This is a genomic window from Streptococcus sp. 27098_8_70 (assembly GCF_041432215.1).
Classification (GTDB): domain Bacteria; phylum Bacillota; class Bacilli; order Lactobacillales; family Streptococcaceae; genus Streptococcus; species Streptococcus oralis_CP.
In genome coordinates, this window is the sequence record NZ_JAPVZD010000001.1 from 885799 (window position 1) to 908228 (window position 22430).

At 44.1% G+C, this 22430-nt stretch carries 21 protein-coding genes and 1 riboswitch; of the genes, 6 read left to right on the top strand and 15 right to left on the bottom strand.

Annotation, left to right across the window (positions count from 1 at the left end):
* Window positions 1-73 precede the first annotated feature (73 nt).
* The 3 genes from O3655_RS04235 (at window position 74) to serS (ending at window position 3300) form a co-directional block, all read left to right on the top strand.
* Complete coding sequence (locus tag O3655_RS04235; RefSeq protein ID WP_000869637.1) at window positions 74-1438, top strand: aspartate kinase; 1365 nt, start codon at window positions 74-76, stop codon at window positions 1436-1438.
* Between the two features lie 2 nt (window positions 1439-1440).
* Window positions 1441-1812: a DUF956 family protein gene (locus tag O3655_RS04240; RefSeq protein ID WP_000079379.1), complete on the top strand. Its 372-nt coding sequence runs from the start codon at window positions 1441-1443 to the stop codon at window positions 1810-1812.
* Window positions 1813-2025: 213 nt separating this feature from the next.
* Window positions 2026-3300, top strand: a complete 1275-nt coding sequence (gene serS, locus O3655_RS04245) for a serine--tRNA ligase (protein ID WP_084917733.1) — start codon at window positions 2026-2028, stop codon at window positions 3298-3300.
* A gap of 23 nt (window positions 3301-3323) precedes the next feature.
* On the opposite strand, the gene O3655_RS04250 is transcribed toward serS, so the two are convergent.
* The 6 genes from O3655_RS04250 to zapA form a co-directional block, all read right to left on the bottom strand.
* Entirely contained in the window at window positions 3324-4223 is a 900-nt protein-coding gene (locus O3655_RS04250; protein ID WP_000735943.1) for a TDT family transporter, read from the bottom strand.
* Between the two features lie 110 nt (window positions 4224-4333).
* The gene (locus tag O3655_RS04255; protein WP_000206774.1) at window positions 4334-4882 is read right to left on the bottom strand and encodes a carboxymuconolactone decarboxylase family protein; all 549 of its coding nucleotides are present in this window, start codon (window positions 4880-4882) and stop codon (window positions 4334-4336) included.
* Window positions 4883-5012: 130 nt separating this feature from the next.
* The gene (locus O3655_RS04260) at window positions 5013-6335 is read right to left on the bottom strand and encodes a sodium:alanine symporter family protein (protein WP_000891455.1); all 1323 of its coding nucleotides are present in this window, start codon (window positions 6333-6335) and stop codon (window positions 5013-5015) included.
* An 89-nt stretch (window positions 6336-6424) separates the two neighbouring features.
* A riboswitch (glycine riboswitch) is annotated at window positions 6425-6513 on the bottom strand.
* Between the two features lie 168 nt (window positions 6514-6681).
* Entirely contained in the window at window positions 6682-9018 is a 2337-nt protein-coding gene (locus O3655_RS04265; protein WP_371641193.1) for an endonuclease MutS2, read from the bottom strand.
* 100 nt (window positions 9019-9118) lie between these two features.
* On the bottom strand, window positions 9119-9667 hold the full coding sequence (locus O3655_RS04270; RefSeq protein ID WP_084944335.1) for a CvpA family protein: 549 nt from the start codon (window positions 9665-9667) through the stop codon (window positions 9119-9121).
* Complete coding sequence (gene zapA / locus O3655_RS04275) at window positions 9664-9966, bottom strand: cell division protein ZapA (RefSeq protein WP_000002028.1); 303 nt, start codon at window positions 9964-9966, stop codon at window positions 9664-9666. Before zapA ends, O3655_RS04270 begins: the two co-directional genes overlap by 4 nt.
* Before the next feature lie 86 nt (window positions 9967-10052).
* On the opposite strand from zapA, the gene rnhC reads away from it, so the two are divergent.
* The 3 genes from rnhC to O3655_RS04290 all read left to right on the top strand — a co-directional run bounded on the left by rnhC (window position 10053) and on the right by O3655_RS04290 (window position 14048).
* Window positions 10053-10934 (top strand): ribonuclease HIII, encoded by an 882-nt coding sequence (gene rnhC, locus O3655_RS04280; RefSeq protein ID WP_049520869.1) that lies wholly within the window; start codon window positions 10053-10055, stop codon window positions 10932-10934.
* Window positions 10935-10937: 3 nt separating this feature from the next.
* On the top strand, window positions 10938-11552 hold the full coding sequence (gene lepB / locus O3655_RS04285) for a signal peptidase I (RefSeq protein ID WP_001048171.1): 615 nt from the start codon (window positions 10938-10940) through the stop codon (window positions 11550-11552).
* Between the two features lie 129 nt (window positions 11553-11681).
* Window positions 11682-14048 (top strand): ATP-dependent RecD-like DNA helicase, encoded by a 2367-nt coding sequence (locus tag O3655_RS04290; RefSeq protein ID WP_049520868.1) that lies wholly within the window; start codon window positions 11682-11684, stop codon window positions 14046-14048.
* A 50-nt stretch (window positions 14049-14098) separates the two neighbouring features.
* Here the strand turns inward: O3655_RS04290 and tig are convergent, their stop codons facing one another.
* The 9 genes from tig to mvk all read right to left on the bottom strand — a co-directional run bounded on the left by tig (window position 14099) and on the right by mvk (window position 22425).
* On the bottom strand, window positions 14099-15382 hold the full coding sequence (tig, locus tag O3655_RS04295; protein ID WP_000116504.1) for a trigger factor: 1284 nt from the start codon (window positions 15380-15382) through the stop codon (window positions 14099-14101).
* Window positions 15383-15472: 90 nt separating this feature from the next.
* On the bottom strand, window positions 15473-16129 hold the full coding sequence (locus tag O3655_RS04300) for a DNA alkylation repair protein (protein ID WP_371641194.1): 657 nt from the start codon (window positions 16127-16129) through the stop codon (window positions 15473-15475).
* Complete coding sequence (locus O3655_RS04305; protein WP_250315348.1) at window positions 16130-16762, bottom strand: response regulator transcription factor; 633 nt, start codon at window positions 16760-16762, stop codon at window positions 16130-16132.
* A 10-nt stretch (window positions 16763-16772) separates the two neighbouring features.
* The gene (locus tag O3655_RS04310; RefSeq protein ID WP_049520865.1) at window positions 16773-17771 is read right to left on the bottom strand and encodes a sensor histidine kinase; all 999 of its coding nucleotides are present in this window, start codon (window positions 17769-17771) and stop codon (window positions 16773-16775) included.
* Window positions 17768-18466: a cell wall-active antibiotics response protein LiaF gene (gene liaF / locus O3655_RS04315; protein ID WP_049520864.1), complete on the bottom strand. Its 699-nt coding sequence runs from the start codon at window positions 18464-18466 to the stop codon at window positions 17768-17770. The genes O3655_RS04310 and liaF overlap by 4 nt, the downstream gene beginning before the upstream one ends.
* A 166-nt stretch (window positions 18467-18632) precedes the next feature.
* A complete protein-coding gene (fni, locus tag O3655_RS04320) occupies window positions 18633-19634 on the bottom strand; it encodes a type 2 isopentenyl-diphosphate Delta-isomerase (RefSeq protein ID WP_049520863.1) in 1002 nt (333 codons plus the stop codon).
* A complete protein-coding gene (locus O3655_RS04325; RefSeq protein ID WP_308697203.1) occupies window positions 19618-20625 on the bottom strand; it encodes a phosphomevalonate kinase in 1008 nt (335 codons plus the stop codon). The genes fni and O3655_RS04325 overlap by 17 nt, the downstream gene beginning before the upstream one ends.
* Window positions 20612-21565: a diphosphomevalonate decarboxylase gene (gene mvaD, locus O3655_RS04330; RefSeq protein ID WP_308697202.1), complete on the bottom strand. Its 954-nt coding sequence runs from the start codon at window positions 21563-21565 to the stop codon at window positions 20612-20614. Before mvaD ends, O3655_RS04325 begins: the two co-directional genes overlap by 14 nt.
* Window positions 21547-22425: a mevalonate kinase gene (gene mvk, locus O3655_RS04335; RefSeq protein ID WP_042902856.1), complete on the bottom strand. Its 879-nt coding sequence runs from the start codon at window positions 22423-22425 to the stop codon at window positions 21547-21549. Before mvk ends, mvaD begins: the two co-directional genes overlap by 19 nt.
* Between the last annotated feature and the right edge of the window lie 5 nt (window positions 22426-22430).

Genomic DNA, 22430 nt, shown 5'->3' on the forward strand with positions numbered 1-22430 from the left:
AAGTTATTTTCGTCATTGAAAAATGCCCCTCTTTCTGCTATAATCGTATAAAACACTTACTTGAGGAGTCCTTATGAAGGTTGTAAAATTTGGCGGAAGCTCGCTTGCCTCTGCTGGTCAGTTAGAAAAAGTCTTAAATATCGTTAAAAGTGATAAAGAACGCCGTTTTGTAGTCGTTTCTGCACCCGGAAAACGCAATGCTGAAGATACCAAGGTAACTGATGCCTTGATTAAATACTATCGCGACTACGTGGCTGGAAATGACATCAGTGCTAGCCAAAGCTGGATCATTGACCGTTATGCCGCTATGGTTAGTGAACTAGGGTTAAAACCTGCTGTTTTAGAAAAAATCTCTAAAAGTATTCGGGCCTTGGCAACTCTTCCTATAGAGGACAATGAATTTCTCTATGATACCTTCCTAGCGGCTGGAGAAAATAACAATGCCAAATTGATTGCAGCCTACTTTAACCAAAACGGTATCGATGCACGCTATGTTCACCCAAGAGAAGCTGGAATTGTTGTCACAAGTGAACCTGGAAACGCACGTATCATTCCATCTAGTTATGACAAGATTGAAGGCTTGGCTGATAGCACCGAAGTCCTTGTCATCCCTGGTTTCTTTGGTGTGACTAAGGAAAATCAAATCTGTACTTTTTCACGTGGAGGTTCAGATATCACAGGTTCTATCATTGCAGCAGGTGTTAAGGCTGATCTCTATGAGAACTTTACAGACGTAGATGGTATCTTTGCTGCCCATCCTGGTATTATCCACCAACCACACTCCATTCCTGAATTAACCTACCGTGAAATGCGTGAGTTGGCTTACGCTGGATTTTCAGTTCTTCATGACGAAGCTCTTCTACCCGCTTACCGCGGAAAAATTCCTCTTGTCATCAAGAATACCAACAACCCTGACCACCCAGGAACACGCATTGTTTTAGAACATAGTAGTGATAAATTCCCTGTAGTAGGAATTGCGGGTGACTCAGGATTCGTCAGCATCAACATGTCAAAATACCTCATGAACCGCGAAGTCGGGTTTGGTCGCAAGGTTCTTCAAATCCTTGAGGACCTCAATATCGGTTGGGAACACATGCCTACAGGTATTGACGATCTTTCAATCATCCTCCGCTCTCGTGAATTAACTCCTATCAAAGAAGAAGAAATTCTACGTCAACTCGTTCAAAAGGCTGAAGTGGACCATGCTGAAATCGAACATGACCTTTCCATCATTATGATTGTCGGAGAAAAGATGAAGAGCCATATCGGGGTAACTGCTACTGCAACACGGGCTTTGTCTGAGAATAAAATCAACATCCAGATGATGTCCCAAGGTTCAAGTGAAGTTTCCATCATGTTTGTTGTCAATAAAGAGCAAGAAAAAGCAGCTATCAAGGCTCTCTATCATGCCTTTTTCGGTGAAAGTAAGGAAGACTAATCATGGCCCAATCACTCAATCAAGTCATTGACCTCCAAACCACTGGAACATCTTACCTCTCTATCTCTGGAAAAGTTGGAAAATTTCTAGTTGGGGATCAAGCCTTAGAGTTTTATCCTGATGTCAATGTCGAACAATATATCCAAATCCCCTGGTCCAGCATTCAGCAAATCGGAGCCAACGTAAGTGGTCGCAAAATCAGCCGCCACTTTGAAGTCTTCACTGATCAAGGAAAATTCCTCTTTGCTTCAAAAGACTCTGGAGCTATCCTCAAAATTGCTCGGGAAAAACTTGGCAATGACAAGGTTGTGAAACTTCCGACTCTACTCCAGACCATTGGACAAAAACTTAAAAATCTATTTGCAAAAAAGTAGAAACTTTAGTATAATCATAGCAACGGATAAGTAGGTTATCTTCTTCTTTCAGAAAGTCTGCGGGTGCTGCGAGCAGATAGGAGGGATAGGTGAAATTCTACCGTTGTTCACAATTACATACACAATCAAGTGCACACCTGTGAAGTTGGATGGAACCGTGGCTCTGCCACTCCAACACTTTGTCAGGTGTGCTTTTTTCATAAAGGAGTTCTTATGTTAGATATTAAACGTATTCGTACAGATTTTGATGCTGTCGCTGAAAAATTAGCTACACGTGGTGTAGATGCTGCTATCTTAAATGAGATGAAAGAAATCGATGCTAAACGTCGTGACATCTTGGTCAAGGTTGAAACTTTAAAAGCAGAACGTAACACAGTTTCAGCTGAGATTGCCCAAGCCAAGCGCAACAAGGAAAATGCCGATGACAAGATTGCTGCAATGCAAACCCTATCTGCTGAAGTCAAAGCCTTGGATGCTGAATTGGCAGAAATCGATGCTAAATTAACAGAATTTACCACTACTCTTCCAAACATCCCAGCTGACAGTGTTCCTGTTGGGGCTGATGAAGATGACAATGTGGAAGTCCGCCGTTGGGGTAGCCCACGCGAGTTTGACTTCGAACCAAAAGCTCACTGGGATCTTGGTGAAGACTTGGGTATCCTTGACTGGGAACGCGGTGGTAAGGTAACGGGCGCTCGTTTCCTCTTCTATAAAGGACTTGGGGCTCGTTTGGAACGGGCTATCTACAACTTCATGTTGGATGAGCATGGTAAAGAGGGCTATACCGAAGTCATCACACCATACATGGTTAACCATGACTCAATGTTTGGTACTGGTCAATATCCAAAATTCAAGGAAGACACTTTTGAATTGAAAGACACTAATTATGTCCTCATTCCTACAGCTGAAGTGCCTCTTACAAACTACTACCGTGATGAAATCCTTGACGGTAAAGACCTACCAATCTACTTCACTGCTATGAGTCCTTCATTTCGTTCTGAGGCTGGTTCAGCTGGTCGTGATACACGCGGCTTGATTCGTCTGCACCAATTCCACAAGGTTGAAATGGTCAAATTTACCAAACCAGAAGAATCTTACGAAGAATTGGAAAAAATGACAGCCAACGCTGAAAACATCCTTCAAAAACTCAACCTTCCATACCGTGTCGTTGCCCTCTCTACTGGGGACATGGGCTTCTCAGCTGCCAAGACTTATGACTTGGAAGTTTGGATTCCAGCCCAAAATACCTACCGTGAAATCTCAAGCTGTTCGAATACAGAAGATTTCCAAGCCCGTCGTGCTCAAATCCGTTACCGTGATGAAGCGGATGGCAAGGTGAAACTCCTTCACACCTTGAACGGTTCTGGACTTGCAGTCGGACGTACAGTGGCTGCCATTCTTGAAAACTATCAAAATGAAGATGGTTCTGTAACTATTCCAGAAGCACTTCGTCCATACATGGGTGGAGCTGAAGTTATCAAACCATAACAATAAGGCCTAGCTATTTCTAGCTAGACCTTTTTTCGTAACCAAATCAGATAACCAACCAAGACAAAGAATAAAATAGTGAGGCAAATAACGGTTTCAGCCAATACCAGATAATCCAGAAATGGAAGTTTCAAAATTCCCTGAGCCATCTTGAGCGAAGTAGCTGTGATAATGGTTGGGAAGGTGAGGGCTGAGAAGGCTGGTTGAAATCCTCGCTTTAAAATATGGGGCAGGCGAGTCAAAACAAAGAAAAAGAAGGACTGAGATGCCAAAATCATGACGATCAGGAGCCAAGTCGGTAGGCCTGCTCCTCCAACTCGAACCAGGGAAGCCAAGAGTAGAGAAAAGGGAGCACAGTAGATCCCTTCTTGTCCAAGCAAGGCTAGTGGGAGTGGTTCTTTCTTTAAATCGCTATAAATAAGCGGATAGAGATAGAAGGTCAAGACAAAACCAAAACTCAAGGTTGCATAGGCAATCTCAATAATGCCTACCAGAGGATAGGTCAAGGCTGCTACTGCAATCCCCACATAGAGTACCGTCCAGCTAGGAGTCGCATTGACCCTCCGACCTGGACAGGCAAATTTGATGGTAAAAGTAGCAATCAAAACCAAATCCAAGAGAAATGAAAACCACCAGATCCCTTGTGCTACCAAAGGAAGAGCAGGGAATACGCGAAAGACATAGGTCGACAAAATCATCCCAGCCATAGGAAAAGTGGCCATCCCAGATAAAAGAGGGGGCTTGGTCAATTCTTTCCTGGTTTCTTCCCAATTAAAAAGATGAAGAATCAGAAAGAAAAGCCACAAAACTAATCCAGTCAGACTAAATAAATGCGACAGAACTGGCCAAGTATCTGCAATCAGATTTCCTGCACCTGCTAAACCTAATAAACAGCCAGAGAATACTAAGGGGAGCTTTTTCATCCGAGCCTCCAATAATCATGTTATTATTAGTATAGCATAAAAGCGCTTAAAATAGCATAGAAAAATGAAAACTGGATTGCTCAGTCTTCATTTTTTCTTTCTGATTCGAACTAGGCATAGGGTTGTAATTCTGGGTTAATAGGCGTATTGGCTAGGTTGTTGGCATAGTTGCAGAGGCTGGCAAGACTAACACCCAGAACCACGTCCAAGGCATTTTGTTGCGTGTAGCCAGCTTCCAAAAATTCAGCCAAGGCTTCATCTCCTACACGCCCTTTGGTATTGATGACCGCCAAGGTAAACTTAGCTAGAGTATCTAGTTTTGGATCTGTTTCAATCGGAGTGCGGTTGCGAAGGGCTTGGAGAAGATCATCATTCATCTGGATTTGTTTGATTGAAAAGGCAGTATGTCCAGCCACGCAGAAAGCGCAGCCATTGGTTACGGCTGCCGTGATTTGCACTACTTCACGCTCTACTGGTGTTAAGCTATTGCGACGGTTGATGGCTCCGACAGTTCGGTAGGCTTCAAGCGCGGTAGGAGCGTTGGCCAAGAGACCGATTAGGTTGGGAATATAGCCATTGTTATCTTTTTGTACTGTTTCAAGAACTTCTTTCACTTCTGCTGGTGCTGATTCTACTGTGTGGATGGTAAATGTTGTCATAAGAAACCTCTTTTCATTTTATTGTCATTTAGTCTATCATAGAATTTCCCCCTTGGATAATATATATTTTCAATCGCCTTGATAGGAAATGTCTATGAAATGAAAAAATCACACTAAAAGTGTGATTGGGTTAGTGTTTAAAATACTTTTTAGTCTCAGCAATGACGACTGGCGACAAGACTAAGAGGGCAATCAAGTTTGGTAAAGCCATCAAGGCATTGACGATATCTGCGATAATCCAGACCATATCCAACTCGATAAATCCTCCCATCAAGACCATGACTACAAAGACTACACGGTAAAGCCAGATAAAACGAACACCAAAGAGAAACTCAAAACAGCGTTCTCCGTAGTAGTTCCATCCGAGAATCGTCGTAAAGGCAAAGAGTACAAGGAAGATGGTCAAGAGGGCAGGTCCAAAGTGTGAAAAAACTGTTGAAAAGGCTGACTGGGTCAAGGCAACTCCATTCAAATCACCGCTCCAAACTCCAGTTACCAAGATGGTCAAACCTGTCAGAGTACAGATAATCAACGTATCAATAAAGGTTCCTGTCATGGAAATCAAGCCTTGCTCTACTGGTTCGTTTGTCTTAGCCGCAGCTGCTGCAATGGGAGCTGAACCAAGACCAGATTCGTTCGAAAAGACTCCTCGCGCCACACCATTCTGGATAGCCATCCGAATGCTGGCACCTGCAAAACCACCTACCGCAGCAACTGGACTAAAGGCTGAAGTAAAGATGAGAACAAGTGTAGCTGGGACTTTCTCGATATTAAAGAGAATAACTGTAAGAGTTCCTAAAATATAGACAATAGCCATAAAAGGAACCACTGCTGTCGAAACTTTTGATATGGATTTGAGGCCACCAAAGACAGCAATCCCTACAAAAATGGATAAAATCAGAGCCGTGATAGCTGGATTAACTTGGGCTGTATTTTGAATGGATTCTGTAATCGAATTGACTTGGGTAAAGGTACCAATCCCTAGGAGGGCTACCAATACACCCGCTAGGGCAAAGAAGATAGCAAGTGGACGCCACTTTTCTCCCATCCCCAAAAGGATGTAATGCATGGGTCCTCCAGCTACAGCTCCATTTGCATCCTTAGTACGGTATTTGATGGCCAGCAAGCCTTCGGCATACTTGGTCGCCATCCCAAAGAAGGCTGCCATCCACATCCAAAAGAGGGCCCCTGGTCCACCAACCTTAATGGCTGTCGCGACCCCGATGATATTTCCCGTACCAACTGTGGCTGCTAGAGCCGTACAGAGAGCAGCAAAGCTCGACACATCGCCATGCCCCTTATCCTTGGTAAAGATCAACTGAAAGGCTTTAGGGAGACGAGCCACCTGCAAAAGGCCTAGTCGGATGGTCAAATAGATACCCGTTCCGACCAATAAGATCAAGAGGGGAGGCCCCCAAACGAAAGCATCAAGCTCTTTAAGCAATTCTAACATATCCTACTCCTATCTTTCAACCCCAAAAGAAAGAGCACATGCAAGATACATGTACTCTGGAATGCTTAGATAAATGCCAAAAAGTGGTCTATCCTAGCTCTGTCCTTTTACCTGAGAGTTTGAGCAGTTGCCTGCCTTGCCCCTTCGGTGCCTTCACGGTCTCTCCAGAGTTCCGTCCATTTACAGTCATGGAAAACAAACCTTTCTCCACTTCTATTAAACTTCATTCGGTGTTGGTATTCTATTTTTTATTATTTTACAAGAAAAGTTAGCCTTTGTCAATATATTCTATGAAAATTTTTGACCTTTCATTTCTTTTTTCAGAAAGGTTGACTCCTTCTTCTCTCTATCCTTTAAAGGTCACAATGGTAGCGCCACTGCCTCCAGCATTTTGTGGAGCATAGCCGAAACTCTTGACATGCTTGTTTCTTTGCAGGTATTTGGTGACGCCCTCACGGATGACTCCTGTTCCGATACCATGGATAATGTCGACCTGCGCCATGTTATTAAGCAGGGCTTGGTCGATAAAGGCGTCCAGCTCATTCATAGCTTCTTCGTACCGTTTGCCTCGGAGATCCAGTCTGGCTTGCGGACCACGACCAGAAGCACGTTTGACGACATTGACTTGTTTTTTCTTGACTGGGGCTTCTTGCTGAGCCTGAACAAGATCAAATTCTTTCTCTTCCAAGGTCATCTTGATCAAACCAACTTGGGCTTCCCAACGGCCATCCTTGAGCTGATTGGTCAATGTTCCACGTTGGCCATAACTGAGAACCACGATATCATCCCCAACCTTTGGAGCTCGTTTTTTCTTGGCTTTTTGAAGGACCTTGTTTTTAGACAAGTCGACTTTTTCAGGAGCCAGTTTTTTCAGCTCAGCCTTGGCCTCAATGATTTCGTGGGGTTTGAGTTGAGACTTACTGTGGAGGTTTTTCAGGATTTGGTCACTCTCACTTAGCGCTAGTTCCACAATCTCAGCAGCTTGTTCACGCGCCTTGTTAAGCTCAGTTTCTTTTTCACGGTTGAGTTCGTTGTAGAGTTTTTTGAGTGCTCGATTCATCTTGAGATTTTCTTGCTCCACCTCACGGATATTGTCCAAGCGTTTACGGCTTTCAAGTGTTTGCTCTTCCAATTGTTCAATGATACGGTTGACATCATTATCTTGATTAACCTGCTGGCTGGCATCTCCTACGATGACATCTGACAAGCCCAGGCGTTTGGCAATTTCAAAGGCATTGCTTCGACCAGGAACTCCCTGCATAAAGCGATAGGTCGGACGCAGGCTGGCTGTGTCAAACTCCATGCTGGCATTTTGCACAAAGGCTGTCTCAATACCATAAGCCTTGAGTTCTGGATAGTGGGTCGTCGCCATAGTCTTGACCTGACGCAGACGAAGATCCTCCAGAATAGCCATAGCAAGCGCTGCTCCTTCCTGCGGATCGGTACCTGCCCCAAGCTCATCTAGTAACAAGAGCGAGTGCTGGTTGACCTTGCCAAGAATATCTACGATATTGGTCATGTGGCTAGAGAAGGTAGACAAGCTTTGTTCGATAGACTGCTCATCCCCAATATCTGCGAAGATTTCCTCAAAAACACCGACACGGCTTCCCTTGTCAGCTAGAATGGGCAATCCAGATTGGGCCATGAGTTGAGTCAAGCCTAGGGTTTTGAGCATGATGGTCTTCCCACCAGTATTGGGACCTGTAATGACAATAGCTGTTAATTCCTTACCAAAGTGTACATCGTTTGCCACTGCATTTTTGACCAAAGGATGGCGAACATGAAGAAGTTGAATCTCTTGATTCTCTGAAAGTTGGGGAACGACTGCTTGTCTTTCTTGAATGAAACGCACCTTGGCACGAATCAAGTCTAAATGGCCGATAATCCAAGCGTCATTAGCAATCTCAGCAGCATGAGGACGAACCCGTTCCGATAGTTCTTGCAAGATGCGAATCATCTCATAACGCTCATCTGCTCGCAGACTAGCGATTTCTTCGCTCAGTTTCACGACCTCACGTGGCTCGATATAGACTGTGTTTCCACTAGCAGAGATGTCATGAACAACACCTGCAATCTTATTGCGATAGGTGTTCTTGACTGGTAAGACTTGACGACCATTTCTGCTAGCAATTATCCCTTCGGTCAACATCTGCGCTTTTTGCTTGAGCAAGTCTTGCAAGACATCTCGGACCTGACTCTCGCTATCATGAATTTTTCGACGAATGCGTGCTAGTTCTTCGCTGGCGAAATTCTCGATAAATCCTGCGTCATTTAGGGCTTGGAGACTCCCTTGCAAGTGTGGAAAATCATGCAGTTTTTCAAACCATCTCGCCAACTGCTCCAAGCGTACATTTTCAAGATTGGCATAAAAACTTTGCAACTCTCTGCTAGCAAGTAAGACCCGTTTGAGGAGTAGAAATTCCTCGATATTGAGGTCCGCCCCCATCTCCAGACGCTTGCAAACAGCTGATATCTCACGCGTCGCTAGGATGGTAAAGTGAGGTTGCTCCACAAATAGGGCTTGCATTTCCTCCATCTCTGTAAAGGCTTGTTTAATCTTATCCGCCTTGGCAGTTGGAGCTAAGCCTTTTAACTCCTCTAGTCCTTGTTCTGTCAAAAGATGCGGTTCAAACAAGGCTTTGATTTTATTAAATTCTAAGGTTTCTAGTATTTTTGTATTCATATTCTTTCCTTGTATGCTAGTTTACAAGATCATAGCAACTAGAGGTTTTGACCTAGTCCTCCAATCTGTAAACAAAGGGCTAGGAAAAATCCCGCCCTTTTTATCCGATTAAATTTGTCACCCAGAGTTGTTTGATAAAGTTTGTCGTAAAAGGGACACTTTGGATGATGTTTTTGGCTACTATACTTTTTTCGAGTGAATTTTGAATGACTGCTAGAGGCACTGTTGCGAGAATGGTCAGAGCCATTTGCAAGACAAATAAGGTTACTAATAGCGACAAAAGGCCTGCTCCGATACGCAACCATTTGACATCGAGCTTTTTAGTTGGAATCAAGTGTAGGAACAAACCGATAAAACGTCCGATACTGTAACAAATTCCGAAAACTAGAAGGTAGGCGAGACCCGCATAAAAGACCTTGTCTAGGTGAAACAGCTGGTCTGAAGGGAAGAAAAAGGTGCCCTGTCCTTCCTGAGGATTGGCATAAGGGACAAGCAAGTGGAAGTGATCTCCCAGCGATTTATAAAACTGTCCCGCAACAAAGGCTGAAATCACTGCAACGAGGAAATAATAACTTTGCAGCACCAAACCTCTACGGTAGCCGATGTAAAAGCCCCAAGCCAGAACCAATAAGAGTAGGATTGAAATCATAGGGAATCCTCAATCTTGCTCTGTTCTTGTTTGACAGCAATTAACTTGTGGCGGAGTTCTAACAACTCTTGCTCCTTGTCATCAAATTCAATCTCACGATTGAGCTGTGTAGACAGACAATTGACCGCCAAAAGAAGCGCAATGGTTTCATCATCCGCCCCAGGCATTTGTTCTTTAATTGCTTGGTATTTTTCAGTCGCAACCTTGGCAATTTCCTCCATAAAGAGGTTGTCATGCTCGGTTGTTAAGGTTAATGTCTTTTTTCCGAATGTAAACTTATATCGATTTAGATTTGCCATAAAATTCACCTCACGATATTATACCAAATTTCGCTAACTTTGTCAGTTTTTACCAATTTTCCTGCTTTTGTGGTACAATAGAGACTATGGCAAGTATCACACTCACACCCAGTGAACAGGAAATTCAGAGCTTTTTAAGTCAGTATCAGAAGGCTCTCAGTCCTAGTAAAAATCCCTATATCCGCTATTTTTTGCGCTTCCCTCAGGCAACAGTTTCCATCTATACTTCTGGAAAAGTCCTCCTGCAAGGCCAAGCTGCTGAGCAATACGCCAGTTTCTTTGGCTACCAAGTTCAACAAGAAAACAGTGGACAAGATTTCCCTATGATTGGGACCGATGAGGTGGGAAATGGTTCCTACTTTGGTGGGTTGGCTGTCGTGGCTTCCTTCGTAACACCTGACCAGCACGACTTCTTGCGAAAACTCGGGGTGGGGGATTCTAAGACTCTGACAGACCAAAAGATTCGTCAGATTGCTCCAATCCTCAAGGAAAAGATTTCGCACCAAGCGCTCCTCCTTTCACCTAGCAAGTACAACGAAGTTATCGGAGAGCGTTACAATGCTGTTTCTGTAAAGGTTGCCCTTCACAATCAGGCTATCTTTCTCCTGCTTCAAAAAGGAGTCCAGCCAGAAAAAATCGTGATTGATGCTTTTACAAGCCCTAAAAACTATGACAAGTACTTGGCGCAAGAAGCCAACCGTTTTCCAAACAAAATTAGCTTAGAAGAAAAAGCCGAGGGAAAATACCTGGCTGTTGCAGTTAGCTCCATCATTGCGCGTGATCTCTTCCTCGAAAACTTGGAAAATCTTGGACGAGAACTGGGCTACCAACTGCCAAGTGGCGCTGGAACTGCATCTGATAAGGTTGCAAGCAAAATCCTTCAAGCCTATGGTATGAAGGGACTTCATTTCTGCGCCAAACTGCATTTTAAAAACACTGAAAAAGCCAAAACACTTCTAGAAAGGTAAATTATGAATTTGTTTAAAACATTTCTAAAAGAATGGGGAGTTTTCTTCCTGATTATCGCACTGGTCGGTCTTAGCCGTATCTTTCTTTGGAGCAATGTCCGTGTAGAAGGACACTCGATGGACCCTACCCTAGCTGACGGAGAAGTTCTCTTCGTTGTTAAACACCTCCCAATTGACCGCTTCGACATTGTAGTTGCGCATGAGGAAGAAGGAAATAAAGACATTGTCAAAAGGGTCATCGGTATGCCTGGAGATACCATCCGCTACGAAAATGACAAACTCTTTATCAACGATAAAGAAACGGATGAACCCTACCTAGCTGAATACCTCAACTTGTTCAAAACAGAAAAGTTGCAAAATACCTATACTGGCAAAGGATTTGAAGGAAACAAAGGAGTCTACTTTAGAGAACTTGCTCAAAAAGCACAAGCCTTTACGGTCGATGTCAATTCCAATACCAGCTTCAGCTTTACTGTCCCTCAAGGCGAGTACCTTCTTCTTGGTGACGATCGTCTAGTCTCTAGCGACAGCCGCCATGTTGGTACCTTCAAGGCTAGCGAAATCAAAGGCGAAGCAAAATTCCGTTTCTGGCCACTTAACCGTATCGGAACTTTTTAAGATAAGGAAGAGGCCGAGAATGCTAAATCTCAGTCTCTTTTTCTATTGCGAGAAGAAGGACTTTTAGTCTCCTAGTTTGTTGAAAGAAACTAAGGATTTAACTCTCATGAACTCATGTAAAGGAAACCTATGGAAGTTTATTTTTCAGGCACCATTGAACGGATTATTTTTGAAAATCCCAGTAATTTTTATCGTATTCTCCTCCTAGATATCGAAGATACCAATGCGGAGGACTTTGACGATTTTGAAATCATCGTTACAGGAACCATGGCGGACGTGATTGAGGGTGAAGACTACACTTTTTGGGGACAAATCGTTCAGCACTCCAAGTATGGGGAACAGCTTCAGATCAGCCGTTATGAGCGGGCAAAACCCACTAGTAAGGGTCTAGTCAAGTACTTTTCTAGTAGCCATTTCAAGGGAATTGGACCCAAAACTGCCCAGAAAATCGTTGATAGCTACGGTGACAATACCATAGACGAAATTCTGGAGCATCCTGAAAAGCTGGAAAGCATTGCAGGACTCTCTGCCAAAAACCGTGAGGCTTTTGTCTCCACCCTCCGTCTCAACTATGGGACAGAAATGGTCTTGGCTAAACTTGCCAACTACGGCATTCCCAATAAACTTGCCTTTCAGATTCAAGACTTTTACAAGGAAGAAACGCTGGATATTGTCGAAAACTATCCCTACCAACTGGTTGAAGATATCAAGGGTTTGGGCTTTACCATTGCTGACCAATTGGCTGCCGAACTAGGTATCGAAAGCCAAGCTCCCGAGCGCTTCCGTGCTGGCCTTGTTCATAGTCTTTTTCAGGGATGTATGGATACGGGCGATACCTATATGGAAGCCCGAGATTTGCTGGAACAAACCCTTACTCTCCTCGAGTCTTCCCGTCCTGTGGAACTAGACCCCAGTCAAGTAGCTCAGGAATTATCTCATCTAATTGAAGAGGACAAGGTTCAGCAGATTGATACCAAAATCTTTGATAACAGCCTCTTTTTCGCTGAAGAAGGCATTCGCAGTCACTTGGTTCGTATCCTCGAAAAAGGAAAGCAGAAAAATCAGGATTTGGAAACCATTCACAAGCATATCTCTACTGTCGAGCAAGAACTGGGGATTCAGTACGATACCATTCAAAAACAGGCTATCTGCGACGCTATCCAGAACAAGGTCTTTATCCTGACAGGTGGGCCTGGTACAGGTAAGACGACTGTTATCAATGGAATTATCGCTGTTTATGCCCTCTTAGAAGGGCTTGATCTCAGGAAGAAAAGCAGTCTGCCGATTCTTCTAGCAGCTCCAACTGGTCGAGCGGCTCGGCGCATGAATGAATTGACAGGTTTGCCTAGCGCGACCATCCACCGCCATTTGGGAATGACGGGTGATGATGATACCAGCCATCTGGAAGATTATCTGGATGCCGATTTTATCATTGTAGATGAGTTTTCCATGGTGGATACTTGGCTAGCTAACCAACTCTTCTCCAACATCTCTTCTAACAGTAAAATACTCATCGTGGGCGATAGCGACCAGCTACCTTCTGTTAGTCCCGGACAAGTCCTGGCTGACCTGCTCCAGATACCCCTGATTCCTCAGACTCGTTTGGAACGGATTTACCGTCAGAGTGAAGAATCAACTATCGTCACCTTAGCTAGCCAGATTCGACAAGGCATCTTGCCAGCAGATTTCACCCAGAAAAAAGCTGATCGCTCCTACTTTGAAATCGCTAGTGGCCATATCCCAGCTACCATTGAAAAAATCCTCGGTGCTGCCCTCAGAAGTGGCATTCCGGCTCGCGATATTCAGGTGCTAGCGCCTATGTATCGAGGAACTGCTGGTATTGACGCCATCAACCAACTCATGCAAGACCTGCTCAATCCTCAGCAAAAGGGGCAAGTTAGCTTTGAAGCAACTCAGTGTCACTATCGAACAGGGGACAAGGTCATTCACCTAGTCAACGACGCTGAAGTCAATGTCTTTAATGGAGACCTAGGCTACATCACAGACCTAATTCCTGGTAAATACACCGAGTCCAAACAAGACGAGATTGTCATTGATTTTGATGGCAATGAGGTCATCTACCCACGTAACGAATGGTACAAGATTCGACTAGCCTATGCCATGAGTATTCATAAATCTCAGGGGAGTGAGTTTCCCGTTGTCATCCTGCCCATCACCAGTGCTAGCAAGCGCATGCTGGAGCGAAATCTCATCTACACAGCTATCACACGGGCCAAGAGCAAGCTCATCCTTCTTGGCGAATTACAGGCCTTTGACTATGCAGTCAAGCATATCGGGACTGCCCGCAAGACCTATCTGATTGAGCGTTTCAGTGATTTAATTGAAACTAATATTGAAGAAAGCAAACAAGCCTTCTCTGAAACTGCCACACCAAGTGACTCTGAACAATTCTACATCCTCACCGAGGAAAACTGGTCTAGCATCCCAGCCATGATCGGGATTACAGATGCAGACCTCAAAGAGATTTTTGGATAATAGTGCAACAGAAAACCCACCTAGTCAGGTGGGCTTTTTCTCTTTTAAGATTATTTAACTGTTGCAGTGCTTGTGATCAATTCAACAGCTTTTTTGATAGTGATATCGTGTTTCAACATGTCAGCTGAAAGCAAGTTTTGTACTTGTGCAACTTCCATGTTGTAGTCTGCTGCCAATTGCTCGATTTCTTTTTGGATTTCTTCTTCTGAAGCGTCAAATCCTTCAGCCTTGGCAACTGCTTCGATAACAAGGTTAGTCTTCGTACGTGACTCAGCTTCTGCTTCGTATTGTTTGTGAAGGTCTTCTTGAGTAGTTCCTGTGATTTGGAAGTACATGTCAGGGTTGATACCTTGGCGTTGCAAGTTTCCAAGGAATTCATTTACTGAACGGTGAACTTCTTCATGGATCATTTCTTCTGGAAGTTCTACGATTTCAGCGTTTTCTACAGCTTTATCGATTGCTGCACCTTCAACGGCATCTTTGTAAGCTTCTTCTTTCGCAGCAGTCAATTCTTTGCGGTATTTTTCTTTCAATTCGTCAAGAGTTTCCACTTCTTCGTCGATATCTTTTGCAAGTTCATCATCAAGAGCTGGAACTTCTTTAGCTTTTACTTCGTGGATAGTTGTTACGAATTTAGCTTCTTTACCTGCAAGGTCTTCTGCTTGGTAGTCTTCTGGGAATGTTACGATAACATCAACAGTTTCGCCAGCTGAGTGACCTACCAATTGGTCTTCGAAACCAGGGATGAATTGACCTGATCCAAGTCCAAGTGAGAAGTTTTCACCTTTTCCACCGTCAAATTCAACACCGTCGATAGAACCAACGAAGTCAATCACAACAGTGTCGCCATTTTCAGCAGCGCCTTCTTTGATAACCAATTCAGCCAAGTTGTTGCGTTCGCGTTCGATACGTTCTTCAACGTCAGCGTCAGTTACTTCTTTTTCTACATCAACTGATACTTCAAGGTTTTTGTAGTCACCCAATTTTACTTCAGGTTTTGTCACGACTTCAGCTGTGATAACCCAGTCTTGACCTTTTTCCATTGAAGTTACGTCAATTTTTGGTTGCGCAACCACTTCAAGACCAGCTTCTTTTACTGCAGCTTCATAAGCGTTTGGCAAAAGTGCGTTCATTGCATCTTGATAAAGAGCTTCTTCACCAAATTTTTGGTCGAAGATAGGGCGTGGAAGGTGACCTTTACGGAAACCAGGAACGTTAAGAGTTTTCTTTACTGAGTTAAATACACGGTCCAATTCTGGTTTGATTTGGTCTTGAGAGATTGTGAAAGTCAAGACACCACGGTTTGTTTCTTTGTTTTCAAATGATACAGACATTCTGTCATTTCTCCTTAAAATTTTTAATACAGTCCATTATACCATATAATAGCGACTTTTTTCAAGTAATGAATGCGCTTTTCAATAGTGCTAGAGGTACTTGCTCGCTTCCTTAATACTAAGTTCAGCCATTCTTTTCTGATTTTTTTCAATAAAACGTGCTACCCATTCGGGATTGGTTTTAGAGTAGTCTCTTAGAGCCCAGCCGATGGCTTTGTTGATAAAAAATTCTGTCTGGTCCAGATTGTTGACCAGGATCTTTTCCATCAGTTGGACATTTGTTTTTTCTTTCCTTAACAACTGGTGATCAATAGCGGCTCGCCTCAACCAGATATTGTCTGAGAGGCTCCATTTTAAAAGCACATCTTCAAGTTTCGGATGGTCGGCTACCAAACTTCCTACTACTCGGTCTAGGATATCTACCGTGTCCCACCAAGACTTTGTCACGACCAGACGCTCAAGCTTAGGCAAATCATCTTTCGTTAGATAAGACTGCATAGCTTTCAAATAGTTTGCAGCTACATATTGGTATTCTCTAGCATCCTTTCCCCAGCAAGTGTCTACAAAATCCCAATCGATGAGCTTTGTTTTTTTCGCACTTGGAAAGTATTTTTTATAAAGGGCATTTCTTTCAGGACCTGCAATACCTAAAAAGGAAAATTGGTAGCGCATATAGGCTTCCATAGGCCCTGCTTTTTTAGGGTCTTTTGCTGCTTCTAACTCCTCAAGTAAATCTGCAAGACTCATCTAAAAGTCCTCCTGCCCGACCAAGTGGTGCTGAAAGGCATAGACTGCAGCCTGGGTACGATCGCTGACCTCAAGCTTGGCAAGGATATTGGACACATGGGTCTTGACCGTCTTGAGAGATATAAAGAGTTCATCTGCAATGCGTTGATTTTCGTAGCCCTTGGCGATGAGTTGAAGTACGTCTCGCTCACGCGCAGTCAGCTCCTCATGAAGCTCCATATGATTACGGTGGTATTCAACCTTCTTGCTGACCTCTTGTTCAATAGCAAGCTCTCCAGCAGCCACCTTGCGGACGGCATGAAGCAGTTCGTCTGCACTAGAAGTCTTGAGCATATAACCTTTGGCACCCGCATTCAAGACCGGCATAATTTTTTCATTGTCCAAGTAAGAAGTTACAATCAAAATCTTGGCTTCAGGCCATTCTTTCAGGATGGCTAAGGTCGCGTCAATCCCATTCATCTCAGGCATGACGATATCCATGACAATGACATCTGGACGCAATTCCAAGGCCAACTCAATACCTTGAGATCCGTTGGCAGCCTCGCCCACAACTTCCACATCGTCTTGGAGATCAAAATAGCTTTTCAAGCCCAATCGGACCATTTCATGGTCATCTACCAGTAAAATTTTCATCTCTACTCCTTTATGATTCCTTATCTAGCAGGGGAATACGGATATCAACCGCCAGTCCTTGCTTTGGAGCTGTCAAAAGTTGAACCGTTCCAGCCATATCTTCGACCCGCTCCTTGATATTTCGCAGTCCATAACTCAAGTCATCTAAACTCCCTAACTGGAAACCAATCCCATTGTCCACCACCTTCAGCTGCAATTCAACATCTGTCTGATAGAGATAGACATCCAAACAAGATGCCTGGGCATGGCGAAGGGTATTGCTGATCAATTCCTGCAAAATGCGGAAGATATGTTCTTCAATCTTCTTGGGCAATTTAGACACCTTTTGCTTGAGACTAACCTTGAGATCACTCTTGTCCTCAAGCTCTTTTAAGAGGATTTGAATCCCCTCAATCAAACTCTTCTCTTCCAACTCAACAGGTCGCAAATGTAGGAGCAAGACCCGCAAATCTTTCTGGGCTGTTTCTAGGATAGCTGCGACACCTTGCAACTGGGTCTGCATCTTTTCTCTATCCAGCTTCAAAGCCTGCTGACTGACACCTGATAAAATCATATGGGCCGCAAACAACTCCTGACTAACCGTATCGTGCAGGTCACGTGCTATCCGCTTCCTTTCTTTCTCGATGATTGCTTCTTCCTTGACCAGGCTTTGATTTTCAGCCTTTTGAACAGCCTCTGTCAAGAGGTTAAGCTTGCCAGACAAGGACTTAAAACTGGCATCCAAGTCTGGATCTGCAAAGGCAACCACCTCTTTTCCTGCTAGCAGTCGCTTGAGATTGACCTGCATTTTTCTGCGAGAGACTTCTTCTATCACGCACCAAAAGAGGACAAAAAAGAAGGTCATGGAAAGGCTAAAGACCAAGATCAAGAAGATGAGTTTCTCTGTTTTCTCGATATCCTGTAGCAAATAGGACCAATCAAGATTTAGAATATCAAGCAGACTATTAGCCAAAAAGAGAATAAAGAGGAGTGAAGTCAGGCCGATTAACAGATAAGATTGCTTTTTCATCCTCTGACCACCTCCACATCGCCAACCATAGTAGTTAGGAAAATCTTGACACTCTTGTTACTCTTGAGGTAGTCTCTGGTTTCCTGATGATAGTGTTCATTGCGAAGGGATTTCTTGGGTTGATGGAGGAAAGTAAGATCTCCATAAAGACAGTTAACACTGAGGCTGATTTCCACATCTACGGGCAAGATAATCCTAGTCGTTCCGACCATCTTTCTAAGGATAATGACATTGTCATGATTGGTTAGGATAACTCTTTCCAAATGAATGGTGTCCTTACCCATGAGGCGAAAGAGGTTGATATCGTCAAATTGACATGTCTGGTGACTAGAGAAATGATGGAGATTGCTAAACCAAGGATTGTGTTCATTTTTAACCGTTACCACCTCTTCAAAGACCAAGTCGGTCTCCTCTCTTTCTTGATTCATCATCGGATAGAGAAGAAAGAGACTATAAATAACTGCCACAAAGATAGCTAATATCACAAAGGGATTGAGCATGACGATGAAAAAGAAAAGAATAGTCGCCACAAGGAGGAAAACGTTGTTGCCCTCTTTGCCTGTATAATAGCGGAGCAAGAGCAAAAAGAGGAATAGAATCAGCAGAAAACGCGAAAAATGCTCTGATACCATCAAAATCAGAGCTCCCGTCAATAGACAGGCTTCGATAAATAAAAAGATTTGAAATTTTTTCATAGATGCATCCTCTCCCTTCTATTTTATCACAATTCAAAAAAGTCACCTCGGTCTGAGGATGGATAAAGGAGATAGGACAGAAATCGCTCCAACAAACTAGGTTCTTTCAGCCCACCACAGTTGACAAAAGGCTACAAAAAAGGGCGGGATTCTTGTCCCAACCTCTCTACATCTGATCTTTTGCTTCTTTTAGTTTACCATAAAGAATGTAGTCTACTTTTTGCAGATCTGCTATGGTGGCACAGTTAAGGGCACACATGATCAAACGCAGATCTTCTTTCCAGATTTGGACAATACCAATCACCTCTTCGACGGAGTAGGTTTCAATCAACTCTAGAACAGTACGTGACAGTCCTACAGCCTTGGCACCAAAGACCAAGCACTTAATCATATCCAGCGGATTCCGAACGCCTCCACTGACCAAGAGTTCGACCTTGTCTTTCCAGTCTTGGGCATTGAGGAGGGCTTGCATGGTGGACTGGCCCCATTGATTAAGGTAATCATGCTGGCCACTGCGACGGTTTTCAATGTAAGCAAAGCTGGTGCCACCACGACCCGACAGGTCAACCGTTCGAACGCCCAGTTCATAGGCTCTTTCGATGGTCTTCACATCCATCCCAAAGCCCACTTCCTTTAAAATGATTGGAACAGGGATCCGCTTGCTATAATCTGCTAGATGCGATTGCCAGCTTCGAAACTTTCTTTCTCCCTCTGGCATGAGCAATTCCTGCATGACATTGACATGCACTTGCAGGAGGAGAGGATTCATCGCTTCTACAGTCTGAAGTCCTAACTCAACAGGCTTGTCCAATCCAATATTGGTTCCAAGAAGGAGATTTGGATGGCTAGACTTGACAGAAAATGAATCATCTGTAGGATCCTTGAGGGCTGCGCTATAAGAACCCGTCACGAACAAAATCCCACAGGCTTCCGCCACCTGAGCTAGTTTTTGATTGATTTCTCGTCCTTTATCACTTCCACCTGTCATGGCATTGATATAAAAAGGAAAATCCCACTTTCGACCAGCAAATTCTGTGGAAAGATCGATTTCATCCAGGTCGTAAAGAGGCAAGGAAGAATGAATCAACTCCACCTCATCAAAGCTGTTATAGGAACTTTTCTGCTCAAGGGCATAGCGGATGTGCTCATCCTTACGATTTGTCGTCATGTCCTATCCTTTCTTGGTATAAGAGCTCAATCTCCAGATCGGCCCAACGATTTTTTAAGGTTTCAGTTGATTGCTCATCAAAACTCAAGGCAATCCCACAGTCACCACCACCAGCGCCACTACTCTTGGCAACAGCCTGCAAATCTTGACTGGCTTCTTTCAACTGTCTCAGCGAAGGTGTGTATATATCTAGGCTCAAGCCTTCTAAAAGCTGACTGGCTGTTTCCACCTGCTCGATGATTTTTTCTGCATTCCCCTGCTCCAAGGCTTCTACCAAAGCAGCAACCGTTGCTTTTGAGGAACTTAAAAAATTCTGATTGATGTTTTGCTTGATTTGCTGGACCATTTGACTCGATACGGCTACTTCCTTGGTCCATCCAACTAGGAAATCACATTCTAGACCTGGTTTTACTTGTGAGATAGAAAAGCCCCAAGCACGCTCCAAAACTGTTGCCAAGCTTTCTTCTTCCAACCAAGTAGCTATCTTCTTTCGATCAAAAGACTGGTAGAGAACCAAATCCTCTGCCACAATACAGGCAAGGTCTCCCATAGAGCCATTGTCGCCTCGCTTGAGTAAGACCGCGCTAGCCAGCTTGAATAAGAGATCCTGATCAATTGAAAGATTATACAGAGCCAGCAGGGCCTTGATCACCAAGACAACGACGCTACCACTAGAACCCAGACCAAACTTTTTGCCTTCCCGTTCCATTTTTCCACGAATTTCCAAAGAAAAAGGTCTCAAGGCTTGCCCACGATAAACGAGGAAATCTTCCACTAGAGCAATCGTTTCTTGAATCAAGCTGTAGTCAGGATTTGGCGTCAAGTCCACTGCATAATCAAACAGATCTGAATAGATACGGTAGCTATCAGAAAAGGCAATCTCTCCCCTCATATAGATAGGTATCGCCTTTATCAAGGCTAACTGTCCTGGCTCTAGAATAGCGTATTCCCCTGCCCAATAGAGTTTTCCACAAGTTTTAACAGCAATCATCTTGGCTCAAATCCTTTGTTTTTGACACAATCAGGCGGTAACGTTGACCAAAGATTTCAGATAGATGATCCAAATCTTTCTCTTGACAGAGGACCTTGACATTGGGACCGGCATCCATGGTAAAGTAACAGGCTTCACCTTGCTCACGAAGCTGGCGAACAAAGTCCATGGCTTCATAGGAAGCATCCGTTAGATAAGAAAAGGCTGGACTAGCAGTCTTGGTCGTAGCGTGCATGGCTAGGGCATTTTTCTCCGTTAATTCCCCAACCTTAGCAAAATCATTCTCTTTGAGATAAACCAGCATCTCCTGATAATCTTTCTCAGACTGGCGCACCCAGTCATCAAAGGTCGTCGAGGTTTCCACACAGAGTTTCATCCCGTCACGGCTAGAGATTGGTTTTTTCTTGTCCTCCAGCACCAACATAATCATAGCTAGTTTCAAGTCTGTCTCTACAGGGTAAATCTCTCCACTATCCTTGTCCCAGGCACCTAACGGTCCATAAAAACTACGAGAGGAAGAACCTGAGGCAAACTTAGCTTCCTGCGCCAACTGGCTCCGATTCAAACCAAGCTGGAAATAAGCATTGCAAGCCTTGACCAAGGCGGACAAACCACTAGAACTGGATGACAAGCCAGCCGCAGTCGGCATGTTGTTTTGGGTATCGATACGGACAAATCCCTCACCTTCTGGACGGTAACGGTTGATGATTTTGCTCATCTTGGCATGCTCAGCCTCACTCTGAAGCCGACCATTGATATAAAAGGCATCAGCAGTCGCATCCGTCGGTAGAGGCGACAAGGTCGTCTCTGTATACATGTTTTCCAAAGTAAGAGAGATACTGCTAGTAGCAGGAACCATCTCTTTTTCTTTTTTCTTTCCCCAATATTTGATAATGGCAATATTTGCGTAGGAACGTACTGTTACAGGCTTTCGATCCATGTCTGAACAGCTCCTTTCTCTTCTAATCGTTTTGCTAGTTCTTGCGCTTGGTCCAGATTAGCTACCAAGGCGATAATACAGCCTCCTAGTCCACCACCACTCATCTTGGCACCTAGAGCACCATGTCTCAGAGCCGCTTCAACGAGGGAGTCTGCCTCAGGGCTACTGACACCAATTTCTTTTAAATGTAAATGAGCTTGACTGAGGATTTGTCCCAGTCCCTCAGCATCTTTTCGTCTAATTGCCTCTTCTGCCTGCTGGGTCAATTCTCCCAAGGCATGCAAAAACGGTAGGGCATCCTTGCCCTTGCTTTGAACCACTTGGATAGCTTCACGAGTGTGACCATACACGCCCGTATCAGCAATCACCAAATAGGCGGATAAGTCCATCTCAAGTTCTGTAAAACCAACATTCTTGATAAAGCGAATGGGTTGGTCACTGAGACAGGTCTTGGCATCCAAACCACTCGGATTCATATGGGCAATCATCTCAGCCCGATTGACCAAGATTTCTAGTACATCATGAGGTAGGTCGGCTTGATAGTAGTCAAAAACAGCTCGAATGGCTGCTATGCTGATAGCAGCTGACGAACCCATCCCCCGTTTTTCGGGGATAGCCGAGTCAATCACACATCGAATGCAAGCTTCTTTGATATCCAAATACTCCAGCGAGGCATACACTGCCATGGACAAGGTATCCTCCTCATAAAGACGCCACGGGCTTTCAGCAGGGACCACCTTGCAGGTCACCTCCACCTCTAAGAGAGGCAGAGAAATAGCTGGATAGCCGTAGACTACCGCATGCTCTCCTATTAAAATAATCTTACTATGTGCCTGACCGACACCAACTTTTTTTGTCATGTTTT

Coding starts and splice junctions, on each gene's coding strand:
- O3655_RS04235 (WP_000869637.1), top strand. CDS start 74: ATGAAGGTTGTAAAATTTGGCGGAAGCTCGCTTGCCTCTGCTGGTCAG.
- O3655_RS04240 (WP_000079379.1), top strand. CDS start 1,441: ATGGCCCAATCACTCAATCAAGTCATTGACCTCCAAACCACTGGAACA.
- serS (WP_084917733.1), top strand. CDS start 2,026: ATGTTAGATATTAAACGTATTCGTACAGATTTTGATGCTGTCGCTGAA.
- O3655_RS04250 (WP_000735943.1), bottom strand. CDS start 4,223: ATGAAAAAGCTCCCCTTAGTATTCTCTGGCTGTTTATTAGGTTTAGCA.
- O3655_RS04255 (WP_000206774.1), bottom strand. CDS start 4,882: ATGACAACATTTACCATCCACACAGTAGAATCAGCACCAGCAGAAGTG.
- O3655_RS04260 (WP_000891455.1), bottom strand. CDS start 6,335: ATGTTAGAATTGCTTAAAGAGCTTGATGCTTTCGTTTGGGGGCCTCCC.
- O3655_RS04265 (WP_371641193.1), bottom strand. CDS start 9,018: ATGAATACAAAAATACTAGAAACCTTAGAATTTAATAAAATCAAAGCC.
- O3655_RS04270 (WP_084944335.1), bottom strand. CDS start 9,667: ATGATTTCAATCCTACTCTTATTGGTTCTGGCTTGGGGCTTTTACATC.
- zapA (WP_000002028.1), bottom strand. CDS start 9,966: ATGGCAAATCTAAATCGATATAAGTTTACATTCGGAAAAAAGACATTA.
- rnhC (WP_049520869.1), top strand. CDS start 10,053: ATGGCAAGTATCACACTCACACCCAGTGAACAGGAAATTCAGAGCTTT.
- lepB (WP_001048171.1), top strand. CDS start 10,938: ATGAATTTGTTTAAAACATTTCTAAAAGAATGGGGAGTTTTCTTCCTG.
- O3655_RS04290 (WP_049520868.1), top strand. CDS start 11,682: ATGGAAGTTTATTTTTCAGGCACCATTGAACGGATTATTTTTGAAAAT.
- tig (WP_000116504.1), bottom strand. CDS start 15,382: ATGTCTGTATCATTTGAAAACAAAGAAACAAACCGTGGTGTCTTGACT.
- O3655_RS04300 (WP_371641194.1), bottom strand. CDS start 16,129: ATGAGTCTTGCAGATTTACTTGAGGAGTTAGAAGCAGCAAAAGACCCT.
- O3655_RS04305 (WP_250315348.1), bottom strand. CDS start 16,762: ATGAAAATTTTACTGGTAGATGACCATGAAATGGTCCGATTGGGCTTG.
- O3655_RS04310 (WP_049520865.1), bottom strand. CDS start 17,771: ATGAAAAAGCAATCTTATCTGTTAATCGGCCTGACTTCACTCCTCTTT.
- liaF (WP_049520864.1), bottom strand. CDS start 18,466: ATGAAAAAATTTCAAATCTTTTTATTTATCGAAGCCTGTCTATTGACG.
- fni (WP_049520863.1), bottom strand. CDS start 19,634: ATGACGACAAATCGTAAGGATGAGCACATCCGCTATGCCCTTGAGCAG.
- O3655_RS04325 (WP_308697203.1), bottom strand. CDS start 20,625: ATGATTGCTGTTAAAACTTGTGGAAAACTCTATTGGGCAGGGGAATAC.
- mvaD (WP_308697202.1), bottom strand. CDS start 21,565: ATGGATCGAAAGCCTGTAACAGTACGTTCCTACGCAAATATTGCCATT.
- mvk (WP_042902856.1), bottom strand. CDS start 22,425: ATGACAAAAAAAGTTGGTGTCGGTCAGGCACATAGTAAGATTATTTTA.